This window comes from Micromonospora chersina, assembly GCF_900091475.1.
Lineage (GTDB): Bacteria > Actinomycetota > Actinomycetes > Mycobacteriales > Micromonosporaceae > Micromonospora > Micromonospora chersina.
Window position 1 is genome coordinate 5,670,552 of record NZ_FMIB01000002.1, and the last position, 18,629, is coordinate 5,689,180.

Below are 18,629 nucleotides of genomic sequence, written 5' to 3' on the forward strand. Positions count from 1 at the left end.
CCGGGTGACCTGCGGGTCACCGGCCGGCCACCGTCGCCTCCGGGCGGGGCGGGAATCCCCCCGCCGACCGGTTTCCACCGGTTCGTCCGCCGCTCGCGCCGCCCCGGCTGCGGGCCGCGCCGGCCGCTGCGCCAGGATGGGACGGACACGCAGGTACAGCCGAGGAGCTCACGATCGCCAGAAAGCCTCAACCCGAGGGCGGCCAGGCGCCGGTCGTCCAGCGGGTCCGGATCCGGTACGCCAAGCGTGGACCGCTGCGGTTCACCTCGCACCGGGACTTCGCCCGGGCCTTCGAGCGCGCGCTGCGCCGGGCCGGCGTGCCGATCGCCTTCTCCCAGGGGTTCACGCCGCACCCGAAGATCTCGTACGCCTCCGCGGCGCCCACGGGCGTGGCCAGCGAGGCCGAGTACCTGGAGATCGGCCTGCGCGAGCCGGTCGACCCGGCGCGGCTGCGGGCGGCCCTGGACGCCGCCCTGTCGCCCGGGCTCGACGTCCTGGACGCGGTGGAGGCCACCGGCGGCAGCCTGGCCGACCGGATCGAGGCGTCCCGCTGGCGGATCGAGCTTCCCGAGGTCGACCCGGCCGCGCTGGAGCGGGCGGTGAGCGCGTTCACGGCTGCCGAGGAGATCCAGGTCGAGCGGATGACCAAGCAGGGGCGGCGCACCTTCGACGCCCGTGCCGCCGTCATAGCCATCGATACGCTGCCGCCGTCCGAGACGCCTTCCGGGGCGACGGCCGTACCGTGTGCGATACTCGAACTGGTCGTGCGGCAGGTCACCCCGTCCGTACGACCCGATGACGTCCTTTCCGGCCTCCGCGTGGTGGCCGACCTGGAGCCGCCGGTCTCCCCGAGGGTGATCCGGCTGGCGCAGGGCACGCTGACCGCGCAGGGCGAGATCGTGGATCCGTTGGACGCGGACCGCGACGGGGCAGCCATCGGAGAACGCTGACCGACGGTCGGCGTTCTGGCAGGCAGACTTCGGCGGTCGCGCACCTGCGCGCCCGGCGGAAACACCTTTTGCGGCGACCCTGCGTGGCAGCGCTCACCCGCGCCCGGGGCAGCCAGAACTGGAGAACGTCCATGCTCGAGAACGAGCCCGAGGGCGGCGAACGGACCGGCGCAGAGCCGGCCGAGGCCACCGCCAGCAGCAGCACCGAAGGCACCGCCGAGGTCAAGCCGCCGGCCCGCAAGCGGGCCAGCCGCCGCAAGGCCGCGCCGCTGAACCAGCCGGAGCAGACGGACGCGCCGGTGGAGGCGCCGACGGCGGCGACCGGCAGCGGCGAGTCGCCGCAGGCCGAGGTGTTCGCCCCGGTCGCCGGGGACCTGGAGGCCGCGCCGAAGACCCGGCGGCGGCGCAAGGCGACCCCCGCCAAGGCGGTCGAGGAGCCGGTGGCCGCGGCCGGGGTGGAGGCCGCCTCCGACGAGGTGGTGCCGCCGGTCAAGGTGACCCGTACCCGCCGTCGCAAGACCACCCCGCCGCCCGTGGAGGCCCCGGCCGACGAGTCGCCGACCGAGGCGCCCGCCGAGGCCGCCGGGCCGGCGGCCGAGCCGCACGCGGTCGCCGAGCCGCAGGCCGACGTCGAGCCGGCCGCCGCGCCGGCGCCCGCCGCGGGCGAGCCCGAGGACGAGGACGCGGTCGGCGAGGACGCCGAGGACGAGCCGACCCCTGAGGACCAGGCCCGCCTGGCCCGCGCCGGCGGTCCGGAGGACCGGACGGGTGAGGTGTCGCCGGGGGCGGCCGTGCCGGGCCCGGCCGAGGAGCCGGCCCCGACCACCCGCCGGCGCCGGGCCGCGCTCTCCGCGCCGACCGTCCTGTTCATGCCTCCGCAGCCCGAGGAGGCCCCGGTCGTCCGGGTCACCTACCCGGTCGCCGAGGAGCCGGTCGAGGAGCCGGCGGAGACCGGCCGGCGCCGCCGGCGCGGCCGCCGCGAGGCCGAGCCGGTGGCGGTCGAGGTGGAGGTCGAGGCCGAGGAGGAGCCGACCGCCGAGGCCGAGGAGACCGCCGAGGCGGAGGAGGACGAGGACGAGGCGGCCCTGCGTCGCCGCCGTCGTCGTGGCCGCCGGGGCCGGGGCCGCGGCCGGGGCGCCGAGGAGGCCGAGGACGAGGAGGCCGAGGAGGCCGTCCGTGCCGAGGCCGCCGAAGCGGAGGCCGAGGAGACCGAGGACGAGGAGGAGGCCGAGGGCGAGGGGATGACCCGTCGTCGCCGTCGGCGCCGCCGCCGGGGCGCCGGTGAGGCGGAGACCGCCGCCGAGGACGGCGTGCCCACGGTCGTCAAGATCCGCGAGCCGCGCAAGGCCGTCGACGAGGTGCAGGGCGTCTCCGGCTCGACCCGGCTGGAGGCCAAGCGGCAGCGTCGCCGGGACGGCCGCGAGCAGCGGCGTACGCGCCCGCCGATCCTCAGCGAGTCGGAGTTCCTGGCCCGCCGGGAGGCGGTCGACCGGGTGATGGCCGTGCGCCAGCGGGGTGACCGGACCCAGATCGCGGTCCTCGAGGACGGCGTGCTGGTCGAGCACTACGTGACCCGCAACTCGTCCGGCACCATGGCCGGAAACGTCTACCTGGGCAAGGTGCAGAACGTCCTGCCCAGCATGGAGGCGGCCTTCGTCGACATCGGGCGCGGCCGCAACGCCGTGCTCTACGCCGGCGAGGTCAACTGGGACACCACCGGCCTGGAGGGCCGGGCCCGCTCGATCGAGCAGGCGCTCCGGTCCGGCGACTCGGTGCTGGTGCAGGTCACCAAGGACCCGATCGGGCACAAGGGCGCCCGACTCACCAGCCACATCGCGCTCTCCGGCCGGCACCTGGTCTACGTGCCGAACGGCAACGCCTCCGGCATCAGCCGGAAGCTGCCGGACACCGAGCGCAAGCGGCTGCGGGACATCCTGAAGAAGCTGGTGCCGGACGGCGCCGGGGTGATCGTCCGGACGGCCGCCGAGGGCGCCAGCGAGGACGAGCTGGCCCGGGACGTCAAGCGGCTCCAGGCGCAGTGGGAGGAGATCCAGGCCAAGGCGGCCGAGGGCGGCGCCCCGGTGCTGCTCTACGAGGAGCCCGACCTGGTCATCCGGGTGGTCCGGGACCTGTTCAACGAGGACTTCCGCGAGCTGGTCATCGAGGGTGAGTCGGCGTACGACCTGGTCGAGTCCTACCTGTCGCACGTCTCGCCGGACCTGGTGGCGCGGCTGCGCCGGCACGCCGGCACCACGGACGTCTTCGCCGAGTACCGGATCGACGAGCAGATCCTCAAGGGGCTGGACCGGAAGGTCTTCCTCCCCTCCGGCGGGTCGCTGGTGATCGACCGGACCGAGGCCATGACGGTCATCGACGTCAACACCGGCAAGTACACCGGCTCCGGGGGCAACCTGGAGGAGACGGTCACCCGGAACAACCTGGAGGCGGCCGAGGAGATCGTGCGCCAGCTCCGGCTGCGCGACCTCGGCGGCATCGTGGTGATCGACTTCATCGACATGGTGCTGGAGTCGAACCGGGAGCTGGTGCTGCGCCGGCTCACCGAGTGCCTGGGCCGGGACCGCACCAAGCACCAGGTCACCGAGATCACCTCGCTGGGCCTGGTGCAGATGACCCGCAAGCGGATCGGCGCCGGCCTGCTGGAGGCGTTCAGCGAGACCTGCGAGTGCTGCAAGGGCCGGGGCGTGATCATCCACACCGAGCCGGTGCCGGAGAAGCCGCGCGGCGGCGCGGGGGAGAAGGTCAAGGCGGTCGCCTCGGCCGTCACCGCCCCCGCCGGCGAGGAGAAGGGCCGGCGCCGGGGCCGCAAGGCAGCCCCGGAGAAGCCCGCCGCGGAGGCGGCGGAGCAGCCCGCCCCGGCCGCGCCGGAGAAGGCCGTCGCCGAGGTGGTCGAGAGCCCGGACGACGACTACTACGACACCCAGGGCTACGACCTGTCCCGGTTCGAGAGCCAGGGCGTGGCCGGCCCGGCGGTCACGGACAGCCAGGAGGGCGACTCGGCCCGGCTGGCCGCCGCGGACGACCCGGACGCCCTCGGCGACGGGGACGAGGAGGGCGCCGACACCGGCACCGCCCGCCGGCGGTCCCGGCGTGGCGGCGCCCGGCGGCGCACCCGGCCGTAGGCGCCGACCCGCACGCGCGTTCGACAGGGCCCCTGCCCCGGCCACAGAGCCCGGGGCAGGGGCCTCTGCCGTCTCCGTGGCAGGGCCGCTCAGCGGTGCGTTTCGCCTCACCCGCGCGCCGAACCGGTGGCCCGGTTTGGGTGGCGGGCCGGGTATGGCGTACGCTTGCCTGCGGCGCACTTTGGTGTGCCGAGTTCCCGCGTGCCCGCGCCGCCGGTGTCACGGCTCCCGGCGAGACGCCGTGGGAACGACCGACCGGCAACGGTGGGTAAAGACGCCAGCAGCCTCAACGACAGGGAGTCCGCCTCCGATGTACGCGATCGTCAAGACCGGCGGCAAGCAGTACAAGGTCGCCGAGGGCGACGTGATCGAGGTCGAGAAGCTCACCGGTGCCCCCGGTGACGCGGTGAAGCTCACCGCGGTGCTCCTCGTCGACGGTGACGACCTGGTGACCGACGCGGCGAAGCTTGCCAAGGTCGCGGTGTCCGGCGAGATCGCCGCGCACACCAAGGGCCCGAAGATCCGGATCCACAAGTTCAAGAACAAGACCGGCTACCACAAGCGCCAGGGTCACCGCCAGCCGCTGACCCAGGTCAAGGTGACCGGCATCTCCAGCGGGAAGTAGGTCGTCCTCCAATGGCTCACAAAAAGGGTGCGTCCAGCTCGCGTAACGGTCGCGATTCCGCGGCCCAGCGGCTCGGCGTGAAGCGCTTCGGTGGTCAGGTCGTCAGCGCGGGTGAGATCCTCATCCGTCAGCGTGGCACCAAGTTCCACCCCGGTGACCTGGTCGGCCGTGGCGGCGACGACACGCTGTTCGCGCTGGCCGCCGGCTCGGTCCAGTTCGGCACCAAGCGCGGTCGCAAGACCGTCAGCATCGTGCCGCAGCAGTAATTCGCAGGCGTCGCGGGCCGTGGACCTCGGGTCCCGGCCCGCTTCGCTTTTTCAGGTGCGGGGTGGATCCCGCTGGAAGGATTGGCGTCGTGACGACGTTCGTTGACCGGGTCGTCCTGCACATGCAGGCCGGCGACGGCGGGCACGGCTGTGTCTCCATCCACCGGGAGAAGTTCAAGCCGTTCGGCGGCCCCGACGGCGGTAACGGCGGGCACGGCGGCAGCGTCTCGCTGGTCGTCGACCCGCAGGTGACCACCCTGCTCGACTTCCACTTCCGGCCGCACATGAAGGCCGAGAACGGCAAGGGCGGGGCCGGCTCGAACCGGGACGGCGCCAACGGCCACGACCTGATCATCAAGGTCCCGAACGGCACTGTGGTGCAGACCCTCGACGGTGAGGTGCTGGCCGACCTGGTCGGCGCGGGCACCACCTTCGAGGCGGCCCGGGGCGGGCGCGGCGGCCGGGGCAACGCCTCGCTGGCGAACGCCCGGCGCAAGGCCCCCGGCTTCGCCGAGCTGGGCGAGCCCGGCGACCGGCTCGACGTGGTGCTGGAGCTGAAGAGCGTCGCCGATGTCGGCCTGGTGGGCTTCCCCTCCGCCGGCAAGTCCTCCCTGATCTCGGTGATCTCCGCCGCCAAGCCGAAGATCGCCGACTACCCGTTCACCACGCTGGTGCCGAACCTGGGCGTGGTCCGGGTGGACAACCACACCTTCACGGTCGCCGACGTGCCGGGGCTGATCCCGGGCGCGGCCACCGGCCGGGGCCTGGGCCTGGAGTTCCTCCGCCACGTCGAGCGCTGCGCCGTGCTGGTGCACGTGGTCGACACGGCGACGCTGGAGCCGGGCCGGGACCCGCTCGCCGACATCGACGCCATCGAGTCCGAGCTGACCCAGTACGGCGGCCTGGCCGACCGTCCCCGCCTGGTCGCGCTCAACAAGATCGACGTGCCGGACGGGCGGGACCTCGCCGACATCGTCCGGCCCGACCTGGAGGCCCGCGGCTTCCGGGTGTTCGACGTCTCCACCGCCACCCGCGAGGGGCTGCGGGAGCTGATGTACGCGATGGCCGAGCTGGTCGACCAGGCCCGCCGCGCGGCACCGCCGGCCGAGCCGACCCGCATCGTGATCCGCCCGAAGGCGGTCGACGACGCCGGCTTCACCATCGAGGCGGAGGAGGACGGCTCCTACACCGTCCGGGGCAGCCGTCCGGAGCGTTGGGTGAAGCAGACGAACTTCGACAACGACGAGGCGGTGGGCTTCCTGGCCGACCGGCTGGCCCGCCTCGGCGTCGAGGAGAAGCTGGCCAAGGCCGGCGCCCAGGCGGGCGACCTGGTCCGCATCGGCGACCGGGAGTTCGACTGGCAGCCGACCCTCTACGCCGGCGTCGACTTCGTCCCCGGCAACCGGGGCACCGACGTCCGGCTGGAGGACAAGTCGACACGCGTCTCCGCCGCGGAGCGGCTGGCCGCCCGCAAGGCGCGCCGGGTCCGTGCGGAGGACGAGGTGGTGGCCGCCCCGCAGGACGACGCCGACGACGAGGACTGGGACTAGTTCCGCTCCGTCCGTGTTCGGGATGTTGGCCGGAAACCTCCGCGAAATCCGGCCGACCTACCGTGACGGCATGCTGATCGAATCCCGTCCCGCCACGGATCCGGAGATCGCCGCTCTGGTCGTCGCCCAGCAGCGCGAGCTGCGCGAGGCCGACGGCGGCCTGGACGGGCAGGCGACGATCACCCACGACGACATCCGCTACCTGGCGGTGGTCGACGGCGGGCGGGCGGTCGCCTGCGGAGGGCTCCAGGCCCTCGACGCCGAGACCGGCGAGCTGAAGCGGATGTACGTCCGGCCGGCGTACCGGGGGCGGGGCATCGCCCGGCAGTTGCTGGCCGCCCTGGAGGAGTTGGCCTTCCGGCAGGGGCACAGCACCGTCTGCCTGGAGACCGGCACCTACCTCCCGGCCGCCATCGGCCTGTACCGGTCCTGCGGCTACCGGCCCGTCCCGGTGTACGGGGAGTACGTCGACAACCCGTACAGCGTCTGCTTCGCCAAGCGCCTGCCGGTCGCCGCCTGAGCCGACGGCCTAGGCGCCGGTCTGGGCGTGCGCGGCGGTGACCGGCTTGGACTCGGGGCTGGCGTGCTGGCGCAGCACGATGCTGAGCAGGATCAGCACGCCGACGGCGAGGAACTCGCTCTGCCAGTTCTGCATCGACTGGAACCAGAAGTCGCTGGTGCCGAGGAACTGCCAGGCGCTGATGGGGGCGGCCCCGCTCTGCAACGCCTGCTCCTCGTTGTACGCGGCCACGCCGCCGAAGAGGTGGCCGAGGAACGCCCCACCGAAGATCATGAGCAGCGCGATGGAGAGGCTGTTCCGGTAGACCACGAGCGGGAGGCCACCGGCCCGCACCGGCCAGGGGGAGTCCGGGTTGGCGTGCCGCGGGTCGTCCTCGGGCCGGTCCGTCTGGTCCTCGGGCTTCGACTCGGCCGAGCCCTTCTGCACCAGGTACGCGGTGAGCAGCACGTAGCCGCCCATCTGGAGGAACTCCGACTCCCAGTTCTCGAAGACCGCCTCCGCGAAGTGGCCCGTGCCCAGGTACGCCCACCAGCTCAGCGGCGTGGCGCCGTACTCGGCCAGCTCCTCGTTGTGCACCTGCCAGCCGAACACGCTCTGTAACAACAGGAAGACCACGAACGCGCCGAGCATGGCGACCGTGAGCGCGTTCTCCCGCAACCACCGTGGCATCGCCGGACCTCCTCGTCCCGCCGGGGTCACTCCCCGTGGTGGTCCTCGTGCCCCGGGCGGTGATCGGGCAAACACGTGCCCGGTGTGTCCGCGGGCGATGCCGCCCGATCGGGTGACGGCGCTGGTCAGGGCCGATCGAGAGGGCTGTCCGGCCGGCCGCCGGTGCCCAGCTCGTTGTTGAGCAGCAGGCCCAGGGCGAGCATGCCGAAGCCGAGGAAGAGGTGCAGCCAGTTGTCGGCGTCGTTGAGCGGGATGAAGTTCGCGGCGGTCTCCCGGTCGATGGCGAAGCCGTACAGCCAGAGGCCCAGGTAGGCCGCGCCGCCGCCGGCCAGGAACAGCCGCGCCCCGGCGATCCGGCGGGCCAGCACGAGGCCGGCCAGGCCGAAGAGCAGGTGCAGCAGGTTGTGCAGGATCGACACCTGGAACAGGCCGATCAGCTTGGCCTCGGAGTGGTGGCCGGCGAACTTGAGGTCGCCGTAGTGGGTGGTGAAGCCGGGCACGAAGCCGAGCACGCCGATCAGCAGGAAGACGGCGGCCACCGCGAGGGCGACCTTCTGGATCGCCGGCCGGGGCCGGGCCGGGGCGCGTCCGCGCACGGCACGTGCCATCGCTGTCACCTCCGTGGAACTCACCGCCGCCCGGGCGGGCAGACCCTCCATTGTGTGACCGACGCCTGCCGCTTCCGCAGAGAAATGACGAATCAGGCATGGACGCGACGACCGGGGGTAGGGAATTCGACACGCCGACAGCAACGTCGGCGTGATCCCCCGAGCACAACCGCTACGAATTCCGAGCGGAAGGGACATCATGACCTACGATCTCTCATCCACGTCCGGCACGTACGAGTCGACCAACGGCGGCGGGGTCCGTGACCAGGCCCGCCAGGTCGGCAACGAGGCCGCCAACGCGGGCGGCGCGGTCGCCCAGACCGCCAAGGAGCAGGGCCAGGAGGTCGTCGGCGAGGCGAAGCGCCAGGCCCGCAACCTCTACGGCGAGGCCCGGAACCAGGTCACCGCCCAGACCAGCCAGCAGCAGCAGCGCGCGGCGAGCGGGCTGCGGTCGCTGGCCGAGGAGATGCGCTCGATGGCGCAGAACGGCGGCAGCGGCGGCCCGGTCACCGAGCTGGCCCACCAGGCCGCCGACCGCGTGCACGGCGTGGCCGGCTGGCTGGAGCAGCGCGAGCCGGGCGACCTCCTCAACGAGGTGAAGACCTACGCCCGCCGCAACCCGGGCACCTTCCTGCTCGGCGCCGCCGTCCTGGGCGTGGTCGCCGGGCGGCTGACCCGGAACATCGCGGCGATCGGCGACGGCGCCGACGGTGTCCGGCCGTCCTACGACCCGGACCGCACCGCGGTCATCCCGACCTCGCGGGCGGTGCCGGAGCAGGTGCCGCCGGGCGGCTACCTCGACCCGACCCCCGGCACGTACGCCGAGCCGGACCCGGGTTACTCCGCGCCGGGCGCGACCTACCCGGCCGGCGGCGCCCCGAACACCTGGGCCGACCCGGAGGGTGGCACCGGCCAGCCGCTGCCCCCGCCGAGCCGGACCGACCCGCTGCCGGGCGTGCCGTCGAGCGGCGTGAACCGTCCGTGAACGGCCTGACCGGCAGAAGGGAGGCGACGGCATGAGCATGCCGACGCAGGGGTCCGGACTGGACTCCGGCTACCAGGCGGCGGGCGCGCCGCCCACCGCGGACGAGGTCCGGGGCAGCTCCATCGGTGAGCTGATGCGCCAGGTCACCACCGACCTGTCGACGCTGATGCGCCAGGAGGTCGAGCTGGCCAAGGCCGAGATCCGCCAGGAGGGCAAGAAGGCGGGCAAGGCCGCCGGGCTCTTCGGCGGCGCCGGCTTCGGCGGCTACATGGTGGCGCTCTTCGTCTCCATCGCGATCTGGCAGTTCCTGGACAACGTGATGGATTCGGGCCTGGCCGCGCTGATCGTGGCCGTGATCTGGGCCGTCGTCGCCGGGGTCCTCTACTCGATGGCGAAGAAGAACGCCGAGCGGATCCGCGGCCTCAAGCAGACCAACGACAGCGTGCAGCGCATCCCCGACGCGCTCAAGCCGCACCCGGAGGGAGTCACCCGATGAGCACCGACCCCGACCAGATCCGCCGGGAGATCGAAGCCACTCGCAGCAACCTGAGCTCGGACGTGGACGCCCTGGCGTACAAGGTCAGCCCGAGCCGCATCGTCGACGACCGCAAGCAGCGCGTCCGCAGCGCGCTGACGAATGTGAAGGACAAGGTGATGGGAACCGCATCGGACCTCGGCCACAGCACCGGCCACGCCGCCTACTCGGTGGGCGACCACGCCTCCTCGGCTGCGTCCACGGTCGGCGACAAGGCGCACGCCGCCGCCTCGACCGTGGGTGACGCCGCCCAGCGGGCGCCGCAGGTGCTGCGGGAGAAGTCCGAGGGCAACCCGATCGCCGCCGGCGTGATCGCCTTCGGCGTCGGCATGCTGGTCTCCTCCCTGATCCCGGCCACCCGCCGCGAGCAGCAGGTCGCCGCGCAGGTCAAGGAGAAGGCCGCCGAGCACGGCGGCGTGGTCAAGGAGAAGCTCGGCGAGGTCGCCAGCGAGCTGAAGGAGGAGCTGCGCGAGCCGGCGCAGCACGCCACCGAGTCGGTGAAGGCCACCGCGCAGGACGCCGTGCACGCGGTCAAGGACGACACGAAGACCGCCGCGCAGGACGTCAAGGACACCGCCCAGCAGTCCCGCGACCAGGTGCGGTACTGATCAGGGCATCCGTACGCCGCAGCTCGCGGCCACTCCCGGCAGCACGCCGGGGAGTGGCCGCGAGCTGTTCGCGTCCGGGGTGACCACTCAGCCGGCCAGCCGGTCCGCCCGGGCCGGGGCCCGCGCGGCGCCGGTCTCCACCCAGAGCACCAGGTCGTCGGGCCGGCGATCGGCCAGCCGCCGGCGCAACGCCCGGGTGGAGTGCGCGACCGGGCGGGCGTCCGCGCCGGGACCGCCCTCGCGCAGCCGCCCGCCCAGGGTGAGCCAGGCGCAGACCCCGCGTTCGAGCAGCCAGACCGGCGCCGCGAGCGCGGTGTGCGCCGGGAAGACCCGGGCGCCGCCGGCCCGCCGCCGGCCCAGCTCCGCCACGGCCACCGTGGCCACCCCGGCCCGCAGCAGCAGCCCGGGCCGACGGGCGGCGAGCGCGACCGCCGCGGCCGGCAGCACCGCCAGCGCGGCCACCAGCCACCCGGGTCGGGCCAGGTCGTCGTACGCCTGCCGGACCCGCTGCCGACGGAACCGCGCGACGGTGGGCGGGCGCCGGCGCACGTACAGCCAGGCGGGGGCCGCCGTGGCGGCGCCGTAGGCGCGGACCGTCCGGACCAGCTCCAGGCCCCCGAAGAGCACGTCCGGGTCGTAGCCGCCCATGGCCAGGAAGGTGCTCCGGCGCACCGCGAGGCTGCCCGGCCGGTCCCCGCCCAGCGCCCGGTGCAGCAGCAGCCGCCCGGTGTCCCACCAGGCCGGCCAGGGCAACGGGTCGAAATGGTGCTGCGGCCGGACCAGGTCCACCCGGTCGAGCAGCCCGTGCACGGTCCCCAGCGCCGCGCGGTCGTACCGGACGTCGGCGCCGGCGATCACCACGTGTTCGTGGCGGGCCAGGGCCACCCCGGTGAGCACACCGAGCGCCGTGCCGTTGCGCCCGTGCAGCGCGGGATCGGGCGGGACGTGCCGGACCAGGCCGCGCCAGGCGGCGGCGTGCCGGGCGAACAGCTCCGGCGGTGAAGCGTCCACCACGATCACGTCCACCGACCGGCTCAGCTCGCGCAGGTAGCCGGTCAGCTCGGCGAGTTCGGTGTCGCCGGTCCCGGGCAGCGGCAGGACGTACGCCATCGGGAGCCGGTCCGGCGCGGGCGCCGCGTCGGGGTCCCGCGGGACGAACGGCGCGCCGTCGGCGGCCGGAAGGCGCCGGCCGTACTTCTCGCGGTCAAAGGCCACGCGTGCCCCTCTCCGGTCTGGCAGGGTGGCCGGCAGCGTGCCCGAAATTTCGGTGATCAAACCGTTTCACCGTTTCGACCCCGTCGGGCCGGGTAGCGCTGCGGGATGCGGGCGGTCCGAGACGCCCCGGTGGAGGAGACGTGATGAGCAGCAACGCGACGAGGTGGGCGCTGGCCGGCGCCGCCACGATGACCGCGCTCGGGGTCGGCCGGGTGGTGGCCCGGCGCCGGCGCCGGCACCAACCCGACCGGGCGGACGGCTGGTACGTCGTCCACCGGGGGATCACCGTGGACCGGCCGATGCCGGCGGTGATCGGCTTCTGGACCGACCGGGAGCGGCTGGACCGGGGGCTCGCCGAGTGGGCGACCCTGGAGCAGATCGACGACAACCGCTGGCGCTGCGTGGCGAGCGACCCGGCCGGCGGGGGCACCGAGTGGCGGGCCGAGATCACCGTCGACGGCCCGGGCCGGCTGAGCTGGCGGGTCACCGACGGGCCCGTGGCCCAGGAGGGGCGGGTCGAGCTGGTGCCCGCGCCGCAGGACCGGGGCACCGAGATCCGCGCCGAGCTGCGCTGGCGGTCCGGTCCGGTCCGCCGGGCGCTCGGTCTGGCCACGGGGGACGATCCGGATATCGCGCTGCGCAGCGGCCTGCGGCGGATCAAGTCGCTGATCGAGACCGGGCAGGTGCTGGACACCCGGCACGACCCGTCGGGGCGCAGCCCGAAGCAGGAGGAGGCGACCGACCGGATCCGGGAGAAGCTGATGGCGGGAGGGCGGCCGTGAGGGCGCTGTGCTGGGAGGGCGTCGGCCGGCTGGCCGTGCGCGACGTGCCGGAGCCGACCATCCGGTCGGCCGGCGACATCATCGTCAAGGTGCGGGCCAGCAGCGTCTGCGGGTCCGACCTGCACCTCATCAACGGGTACCTGCCGGCGATGCGTGAGGGTGACATCCTCGGTCACGAGTTCATGGGCGAGGTGGTGGAGACCGGCCCGGACGTGCAGCGGATCAAGGTGGGCGACCGCGTCGTGGTGGGCTCGGTGGTGGCCTGCGGCGGCTGCTGGTACTGCCGCACCGAGCAGTACTCGCTCTGCGACAACTCCAACCCGCAGCCGGTCTTCACCGAGAAGCTCTGGGGTCACTCACCGGCCGGCATCCTCGGCTACTCGCACGCGGCCGGCGGCTACTCCGGCAGCCACGCCGAGTACATCCGCGTGCCGTTCGGTGACGTCGGCGCGTTCACCGTGCCCGACGGGGTGCCCGACGACTCGGTGGTGTTCGCCTCCGACGCCATGCCGACCGGCTGGATGGCCGCCGACTTCTGCGGCCTCAAGGGCGGCGAGGTGGTTGCCGTCTGGGGTGCCGGCGGGGTCGGACTGATGGCCGCCCGGTCCGCGCAGATCCTCGGCGCCGAGCGGGTCATCGTCATCGACCGCCTGCCGGAACGGCTGGCCACCGCGACGCAGCGGCTCGGCGTGGAGACGATCAACTACGCGGAGACCGACGTGCTGGAGGCGCTGCGCGAGATGACCGCCGGGCGCGGGCCGGACGCCTGCATCGAGGCCGTCGGCATGGAGTCGCACGACGTGGGGCCGACCTACGCGTACGACAAGGCGAAGCAGACGGCCCGGCTCCAGAGCGACCGGCCGACCTCGGTCCGGCAGGCCATCATGGCCTGCCGCAAGGGCGGCACGGTGAGCATCGTCGGCGTGTACGGCGGCCTGGTCGACAAGTTCCCGCTCGGCGCGGCCATGAACAAGGCGCTGGTGCTGCGGATGGGGCAGATGCACGCCCAGCGCTACATCCCGATGCTGCTGGACCGGCTCGCCATCGGCGAGATCGACCCGGGCTTCCTGGCCACCCATCCGATGTCACTGGAGGACGGCGCCCGGGGCTACGAGGTCTTCCAGAAGAAGGAGGAGGGCTGCCTGCGTACCGTGCTGCACCCGCAGGTGGCCTGACCGGCGCGACACCGCCGGGACGTGCGTCGATTCGAAATCCCGGGGCGGGGTACAGCATCCCCATGCCCGCCGAGATCGATGAGACGCCGTCCCGGCCCGCCGCGCGGGCCTTCGCCGGCAGCGCGGTCGCCGTGGTGGTGGCCGGCGCGGTCGCACTGCTGACCCGGCAGCCGTGGCTGTTCCCCAGCCTCGGACCGGCGATCATGCTGCACATCGAGCAGCCCGCCAAGCCGGAGTCCTCGCCCCGCAACACGGTCGTCGGGCATCTGGTGGCGCTCCTCGCCGGGTACGCGGCACTGCTCGCCACCGGCCTCGCCGACCATCCGAGCGCGCTCCAGGAGGGAGTGTCCGGGGCGCGCATCGTCGCCGCGGCCGCCTCGCTCGCGGTCACCGCCGCGGTGCTGGTGCTGCTGAAGGCCCCGCACCCGCCGGCCGGCGCGACCACACTGATCGTGAGCCTCGGGCTCCTGCACACCCCCGGCCAGCTCGTCGTCGCCTTCGCCGCCGTGCTGCTGGTGACCGTGGTGGACCTGCTGTTCAACCGGGCGACCGGTCGACCGATGCCGCTCTGGGCGGCGCCGAAGGAGGGCTGAGCGATGGTGGACCGGATCGCCGACCCCTGGGGGCCGCGCACGCCGTACGGTCCGGGTGAGCGCTGGCCGGTGCGGGTGGACACCTTCCTGGCCGACGGGCACACCGAGGCCGACGTGCAGCGCTGGGTGCCCAGCGCCTCGATCCTGCACTCCAACGGCGACGCCATGGACATCGCCGTCCTGGACGACCGGATCGTCGGTGTCCGGGGCCGCTCCGGCGACCGGATCAACCACGGCCGGGTCGACCCGAAGGACCTCTACGGCTGGCAGGCCAACCACAGCCCGGACCGGCTGCGCCGGCCGCTGGTCCGCGACGGGGACCGGCTGGTCGAGACCGACTGGGACACCGCCATGGGCCGGATCGTGGCCCGCTCGAAGGAGTTGCTGGACGGGCCGGGCGGCTGGGGCCACTTCGGCTTCTACACCAGCGGGCAGCTCTTCCTGGAGGAGTACTACACGCTCGGCGTGATCGGGAAGGCCGGGCTCGGCACCCCGCACATGGACGGCAACACCCGGCTCTGCACCGCGACCGCCGCGGCGGCGCTCAAGGCGTCCTTCGGCACCGACGGGCAGCCCGGGTCGTACACCGACGTGGACCACTGCGACGCGATCGCGCTGTGGGGGCACAACGTCGCCGAGACCCAGACGGTGCTCTGGACGCGGATGCTGGACCGGCGGCGCGGGCCCAACCCGCCGGCGATGCTCGCCGTCGACCCGCGCTCCACGCCGGTGGCGCGGGAGGCCGACGTGCACCTGGCGCTGCGCAACGGCACCAACCAGGCGCTGCTCAACGGCCTGCTCCGCGAGGTGATCCACCGCGGCTGGTACGACGAGGCGTACGTCCAGGCGCACACCCTCGGCTTCGACGAGCTGTGCCAGGTGGTGGAGGACTACCCGGTCGCGAAGGTGGCCGAGATCTGCGACCTCAAGGCCGCGGACATCGAACGCGCCGCCGAGCTGCTCGGGCGGTCGGAACGGCTGCTCTCCACCGTCCTCCAGGGCTTCTACCAGTCCAACCAGGCCACCGCGGCGTCCTGCCAGGTGAACAACCTGCACCTCATCCGCGGCATGCTCGGGCGGCCCGGCGCCGGGCTCTACCAGATGAACGGGCAGCCCACCGCCCAGAACAACCGCGAGTGCGGCGCCGACGGCGACCTGCCCGGCCTGCGCAACTGGGCCAACGAGGAGCACATCGCCGAGCTGGCCCGCCTGTGGAACGTCGAGGTCGACAGGATCCCCCACTGGGCGCCGCCGACGCACGCCATGCAGATCTTCCGGTACGCCGAGCAGGGCTCGATCAAGCTGCTCTGGATATCGGCCACCAACCCGGCGGTCTCCCTGCCCGACCTGGCGCGGATCCGCCGGATCCTGGCGAACCCGGAGCTGTTCGTGGTGGTGCAGGACCTCTTCCTGACCGAGACCGCCGAGCTGGCCGACGTGGTGCTGCCGGCGGCCACCTGGGGCGAGAAGACCGGCACCTTCACCAGCGTCGACCGCACCGTGCACATCTCCGACAAGGCGGTCGAGCCGCCCGGCGAGGCCCGGCCCGACCTGGACATCTTCCTCGACTACGCGCGCCGGATGGACTTCCGGGACAAGGACGGGAACCCGCTGATCACCTGGACCGGGCCGGAGGAGGTGTTCGAGGCGTGGAAGGAGTGCTCGCGCGGGCGGCCCTGCGACTACACCGCGATCACCTACGACAAGCTGCGCACCGGCGGCGTCCAGTGGCCGTGCACCGACGAGCACCCGGACGGCACCGAGCGGCTGTACACCGACGGGGTGTTCAACACCGACCCGGACTACTGCGAGTCGTACGGCCACGACCTGGCCACCGGGGCCGAGCTGCTGCCCGGGGAGTACCGGGCCAAGCAGCCCGGCGGGCGGGCGTTCCTGCACGCCGCGCCGTACCAGCCGTCCCCGGAGGTGCCGAGCGGGGACTTCCCGCTGCTGCTCACCACCGGGCGGACCGTCTACCAGTTCCACACCCGGACCAAGACCGGCCGGGCCACCCAGCTCGTGCACGCCGCCCCCGAGTCGTGGGTGGAACTCAACCCGGCCGACGCCGGACCGCTCGGCGTCGGCGAGGGGGACCTCGTGCGCATCGAGTCGCCGCGCGGCACCGTCCGCGCCCGGGCCCGCGTCTGCGGGGTACGCCCCGGCGTGGTCTTCGTCCCCTTCCACTACGGCTACTGGGACGCGGCCGACGGGGCCGCACCCGGCGAGGGGCGGCACGACCGGGCGGCCAACGAGCTGACCATCACCGCCTGGGACCCGGTCTCCAAGCAGCCGATCTTCAAGGTGGCGGCGGTGCGGGTGGTGAAGGAGGCCGACTCGGGCGGCCGGCCCTCGCCCGCGCCGACGGTGGGCGGGTCCGCCCCGCCGGAGGGCTCCGGGATCCCGGCCACTGTCGGCGGGCCGGCCGCCGAGGCGCCCTCGAGGGGGGAGTGACATGCACCTGGCCCACTATCTCGGCCTGCTGCACAAGGCCCAGGAGCGCCTCGGTGACGCGTTCACCGAGGTGGGTAAGGCGCACGGGGACGAGCCGGACGTCTTCCACACCTGCGAGAAGCTCGCCATCCAGTGCCGCGGACACGCGGAGAAGCTGGCGCCCTTCGCCCGCCGGTACGCCGAGGAGGCCCCGGCCGAACCGGACCGGCTGCACTCCGAGCTGTTCTCCGGCACCCGGACCGGACCGATCGGGCTGCTCCGCGACCTCCAGGACCTCTACCTGATGGCCGCCCAGTGCGACATCTGCTGGACGGTGGTCGGGCAGGCCGCGTACGGAGCGCGGGACGAGGACCTGCTCGGCGTGGTCAAGGCGTGCGAGCAGGAGACCGCCATCCAGCTCAAGTGGCTCCGCACCCGGATGAAGCAGGCCGCCCCGCAGGCGCTCGTGGTCGCCGAGTGACCGGTTGATGTTCGGCGCGTGGTGCGCTGATCACGCGGTCCGGCGTACCCCGTCGACGACCAGGCCGCTCGGCGGCAGGGTGGGCATCCGGCCCAGGTCCAGCGCCAGGTCCTGCGGCGGCACCCGGTAGCTCATCGACCCGGTCAGGTTGCCGACCGCCCGTTTCAGCAGCTCGATGGTGATCCACTCGCCGGCGCAGCGGTGGCCGGTGAGGTGGTCGCCGCCGCCCTGCGGCACCATCCCGTACGGGTCGTCCCGCCAGCCGTCGAACCGCTCCGGCCGGAACCGCTCCGGCTCGGGCCAGAGCCGCGGGTGGTGGTTGGTGCCGTACAGGTCGAGCAGCACCCGCCGGCCCTGCGGGAAGGCGTACCCCTGCCACTCGAACGACCGCCGGACCCGGGCCGCGGCGACCGGGAAGAACGGGTAGTAGCGGCGGACCTCCTGCACGAAGCTCTCGGTGGCCGCGTCGTCGCCGCGCACCCGGTCCCGCCAGTGCGGGTGGTCGTGCAGCGCCAGCGCGGCGAAGACCACGAAGCGGTCCACCGCGACGGTCGGGCGGAGGATGTTCAGCAGTTCCACCGCGGCGATCCGGCGCGGCAGCAGGATGCCCCGCTCGTCCCGGTGCCCGGCGATCACCCGCAGGGCGCTCCCCTCCGGCGCGGGCAGCGCACCGGAGCGCACCCGCTCGATCAGGTCGCCGGCCCACCGTTCGGCGCGGCGACGGCCGAGCACGCCCCGCCAGTACCGGGGCCCCACCGCGGCCGGCCCCTCGATCATCGCGTGCATCTCGGCGGTCCGGCGCGGTACGTCGGCGTCGGCCAGCGGCACCCCCGCCCAGGCCCAGACCGCCCGGGTCAGCATCCGGGCCACCTCGTCGTAGAGCACCACCGGTCCGGACTCGGCCCAGGCCGGGATCCGGGCCCGCCACTCGTCGTCGAAGAGCTGCCCGAGGTGGCGGACCGCCGCCGGCGTCATGATCGACATGAACATGGCCTTGCGGTCCCGGTGCGTCGCGCCGTCGAGGCCCTGGACGCCGCCGACGCCGACCAGGGTGCGCTGCCCGCGCATCGGCATGGCGCCGCGCCGCACGAAACGCTCGTTGTCGTAGAACAGCTCGGCGGCCGGGCGGCCGCGCAGGCAGATGGTCGGCTCCAGCAGCAGCCGGGTCTGGAAGATGTCGCTGCCGAGGCGGTCGCACCGCGCGCCGACGAACCGGTAGCCCTCGCGGAGGAACGCCAGGGTGCTCTCCGGGCTGCGGTCGCTCGGGATGGTGCTCATCGGCTGCTCCTGACGCGGCTCGGCGGCCCTGCACGGTCGCTGCGCTACCTACCCGGGGCGGCGCGGGCGAATCCTCCACCCGGGCCCCGCCCGTCCGTCCGTCCGGCCGCACGCGTCTGCGCCGCCGGCGCTCTCGGGCCGTCCCGGCCGCCCGGTCTCCCGGTTCCGGTGGTCGCGGCGTGCCGGGGGAGGGGTCGGCGGAGAGCGCGGAAGCTGGCC

The 18,629-nt window shown here is 73.8% G+C and carries 18 protein-coding genes; 14 read left to right on the forward strand and 4 right to left on the reverse strand.

Features of this window, described 5'->3' with window-relative positions; genetic code table 11:
* Positions 1–230 precede the first annotated feature (230 nt).
* The 6 genes from GA0070603_RS26430 to GA0070603_RS26455 all read left to right on the forward strand — a co-directional run bounded on the left by GA0070603_RS26430 (position 231) and on the right by GA0070603_RS26455 (position 7,051).
* A complete protein-coding gene (locus GA0070603_RS26430; protein ID WP_091319166.1) occupies positions 231–950 on the forward strand; it encodes a TIGR03936 family radical SAM-associated protein in 720 nt (239 codons plus the stop codon).
* A 131-nt stretch (positions 951–1,081) separates the two neighbouring features.
* Positions 1,082–4,090 (forward strand): Rne/Rng family ribonuclease, encoded by a 3,009-nt coding sequence (locus tag GA0070603_RS26435; RefSeq protein WP_091319169.1) that lies wholly within the window; start codon positions 1,082–1,084, stop codon positions 4,088–4,090.
* Between the two features lie 310 nt (positions 4,091–4,400).
* Positions 4,401–4,715, forward strand: coding sequence for a 50S ribosomal protein L21 (gene rplU, locus GA0070603_RS26440; protein WP_067312477.1), 315 nt, complete (start codon positions 4,401–4,403; stop codon positions 4,713–4,715).
* 11 nt (positions 4,716–4,726) lie between these two features.
* Positions 4,727–4,981 (forward strand): 50S ribosomal protein L27, encoded by a 255-nt coding sequence (gene rpmA / locus GA0070603_RS26445; RefSeq protein WP_013288010.1) that lies wholly within the window; start codon positions 4,727–4,729, stop codon positions 4,979–4,981.
* Positions 4,982–5,070: 89 nt separating this feature from the next.
* Entirely contained in the window at positions 5,071–6,531 is a 1,461-nt protein-coding gene (gene obgE / locus GA0070603_RS26450; protein ID WP_091319172.1) for a GTPase ObgE, read from the forward strand.
* A 70-nt stretch (positions 6,532–6,601) separates the two neighbouring features.
* Entirely contained in the window at positions 6,602–7,051 is a 450-nt protein-coding gene (locus GA0070603_RS26455; RefSeq protein WP_091322315.1) for a GNAT family N-acetyltransferase, read from the forward strand.
* A 9-nt stretch (positions 7,052–7,060) separates the two neighbouring features.
* Here the strand turns inward: GA0070603_RS26455 and GA0070603_RS26460 are convergent, their stop codons facing one another.
* The gene (locus tag GA0070603_RS26460) at positions 7,061–7,720 is read right to left on the reverse strand and encodes a DUF6766 family protein (RefSeq protein WP_091319174.1); all 660 of its coding nucleotides are present in this window, start codon (positions 7,718–7,720) and stop codon (positions 7,061–7,063) included.
* A gap of 125 nt (positions 7,721–7,845) precedes the next feature.
* On the reverse strand, positions 7,846–8,328 hold the full coding sequence (locus GA0070603_RS26465; RefSeq protein ID WP_091319177.1) for a DUF4383 domain-containing protein: 483 nt from the start codon (positions 8,326–8,328) through the stop codon (positions 7,846–7,848).
* A 199-nt stretch (positions 8,329–8,527) separates the two neighbouring features.
* Between GA0070603_RS26465 and GA0070603_RS26470 the strand changes: the two genes are divergently transcribed.
* Genes GA0070603_RS26470 through GA0070603_RS26480 form a run of 3 tightly spaced genes read left to right on the forward strand, consistent with a single transcriptional unit; the run spans position 8,528 to position 10,456 of the window.
* Positions 8,528–9,313: a F0F1 ATP synthase subunit B family protein gene (locus GA0070603_RS26470; protein ID WP_091319180.1), complete on the forward strand. Its 786-nt coding sequence runs from the start codon at positions 8,528–8,530 to the stop codon at positions 9,311–9,313.
* Between the two features lie 31 nt (positions 9,314–9,344).
* A complete protein-coding gene (locus GA0070603_RS26475; protein ID WP_091319183.1) occupies positions 9,345–9,809 on the forward strand; it encodes a phage holin family protein in 465 nt (154 codons plus the stop codon).
* Complete coding sequence (locus GA0070603_RS26480) at positions 9,806–10,456, forward strand: DUF3618 domain-containing protein (protein WP_091319186.1); 651 nt, start codon at positions 9,806–9,808, stop codon at positions 10,454–10,456. The genes GA0070603_RS26475 and GA0070603_RS26480 overlap by 4 nt, the downstream gene beginning before the upstream one ends.
* A gap of 87 nt (positions 10,457–10,543) precedes the next feature.
* On the opposite strand, the gene GA0070603_RS26485 is transcribed toward GA0070603_RS26480, so the two are convergent.
* A complete protein-coding gene (locus GA0070603_RS26485) occupies positions 10,544–11,671 on the reverse strand; it encodes a hypothetical protein (protein ID WP_091319187.1) in 1,128 nt (375 codons plus the stop codon).
* A gap of 143 nt (positions 11,672–11,814) precedes the next feature.
* Here GA0070603_RS26485 and GA0070603_RS26490 point away from each other — a divergent pair, with 143 nt between their 5' ends.
* The 5 genes from GA0070603_RS26490 (at position 11,815) to GA0070603_RS26510 (ending at position 17,132) form a co-directional block, all read left to right on the forward strand.
* Positions 11,815–12,453, forward strand: a complete 639-nt coding sequence (locus GA0070603_RS26490; RefSeq protein ID WP_091319189.1) for an SRPBCC family protein — start codon at positions 11,815–11,817, stop codon at positions 12,451–12,453.
* Positions 12,450–13,628: a zinc-dependent alcohol dehydrogenase gene (locus GA0070603_RS26495; RefSeq protein WP_091319191.1), complete on the forward strand. Its 1,179-nt coding sequence runs from the start codon at positions 12,450–12,452 to the stop codon at positions 13,626–13,628. Before GA0070603_RS26490 ends, GA0070603_RS26495 begins: the two co-directional genes overlap by 4 nt.
* 62 nt (positions 13,629–13,690) lie before the next feature.
* Entirely contained in the window at positions 13,691–14,221 is a 531-nt protein-coding gene (locus tag GA0070603_RS26500; protein WP_091319193.1) for an HPP family protein, read from the forward strand.
* Positions 14,222–14,224: 3 nt separating this feature from the next.
* Complete coding sequence (locus GA0070603_RS26505) at positions 14,225–16,672, forward strand: molybdopterin oxidoreductase family protein (RefSeq protein ID WP_091319195.1); 2,448 nt, start codon at positions 14,225–14,227, stop codon at positions 16,670–16,672.
* 1 nt (position 16,673) lies between these two features.
* Positions 16,674–17,132, forward strand: coding sequence for a hypothetical protein (locus tag GA0070603_RS26510; RefSeq protein ID WP_091319197.1), 459 nt, complete (start codon positions 16,674–16,676; stop codon positions 17,130–17,132).
* Positions 17,133–17,162: 30 nt separating this feature from the next.
* Here GA0070603_RS26510 and GA0070603_RS26515 read toward each other — a convergent pair whose 3' ends face one another.
* The gene (locus GA0070603_RS26515) at positions 17,163–18,410 is read right to left on the reverse strand and encodes a cytochrome P450 (RefSeq protein ID WP_091319199.1); all 1,248 of its coding nucleotides are present in this window, start codon (positions 18,408–18,410) and stop codon (positions 17,163–17,165) included.
* Between the last annotated feature and the right edge of the window lie 219 nt (positions 18,411–18,629).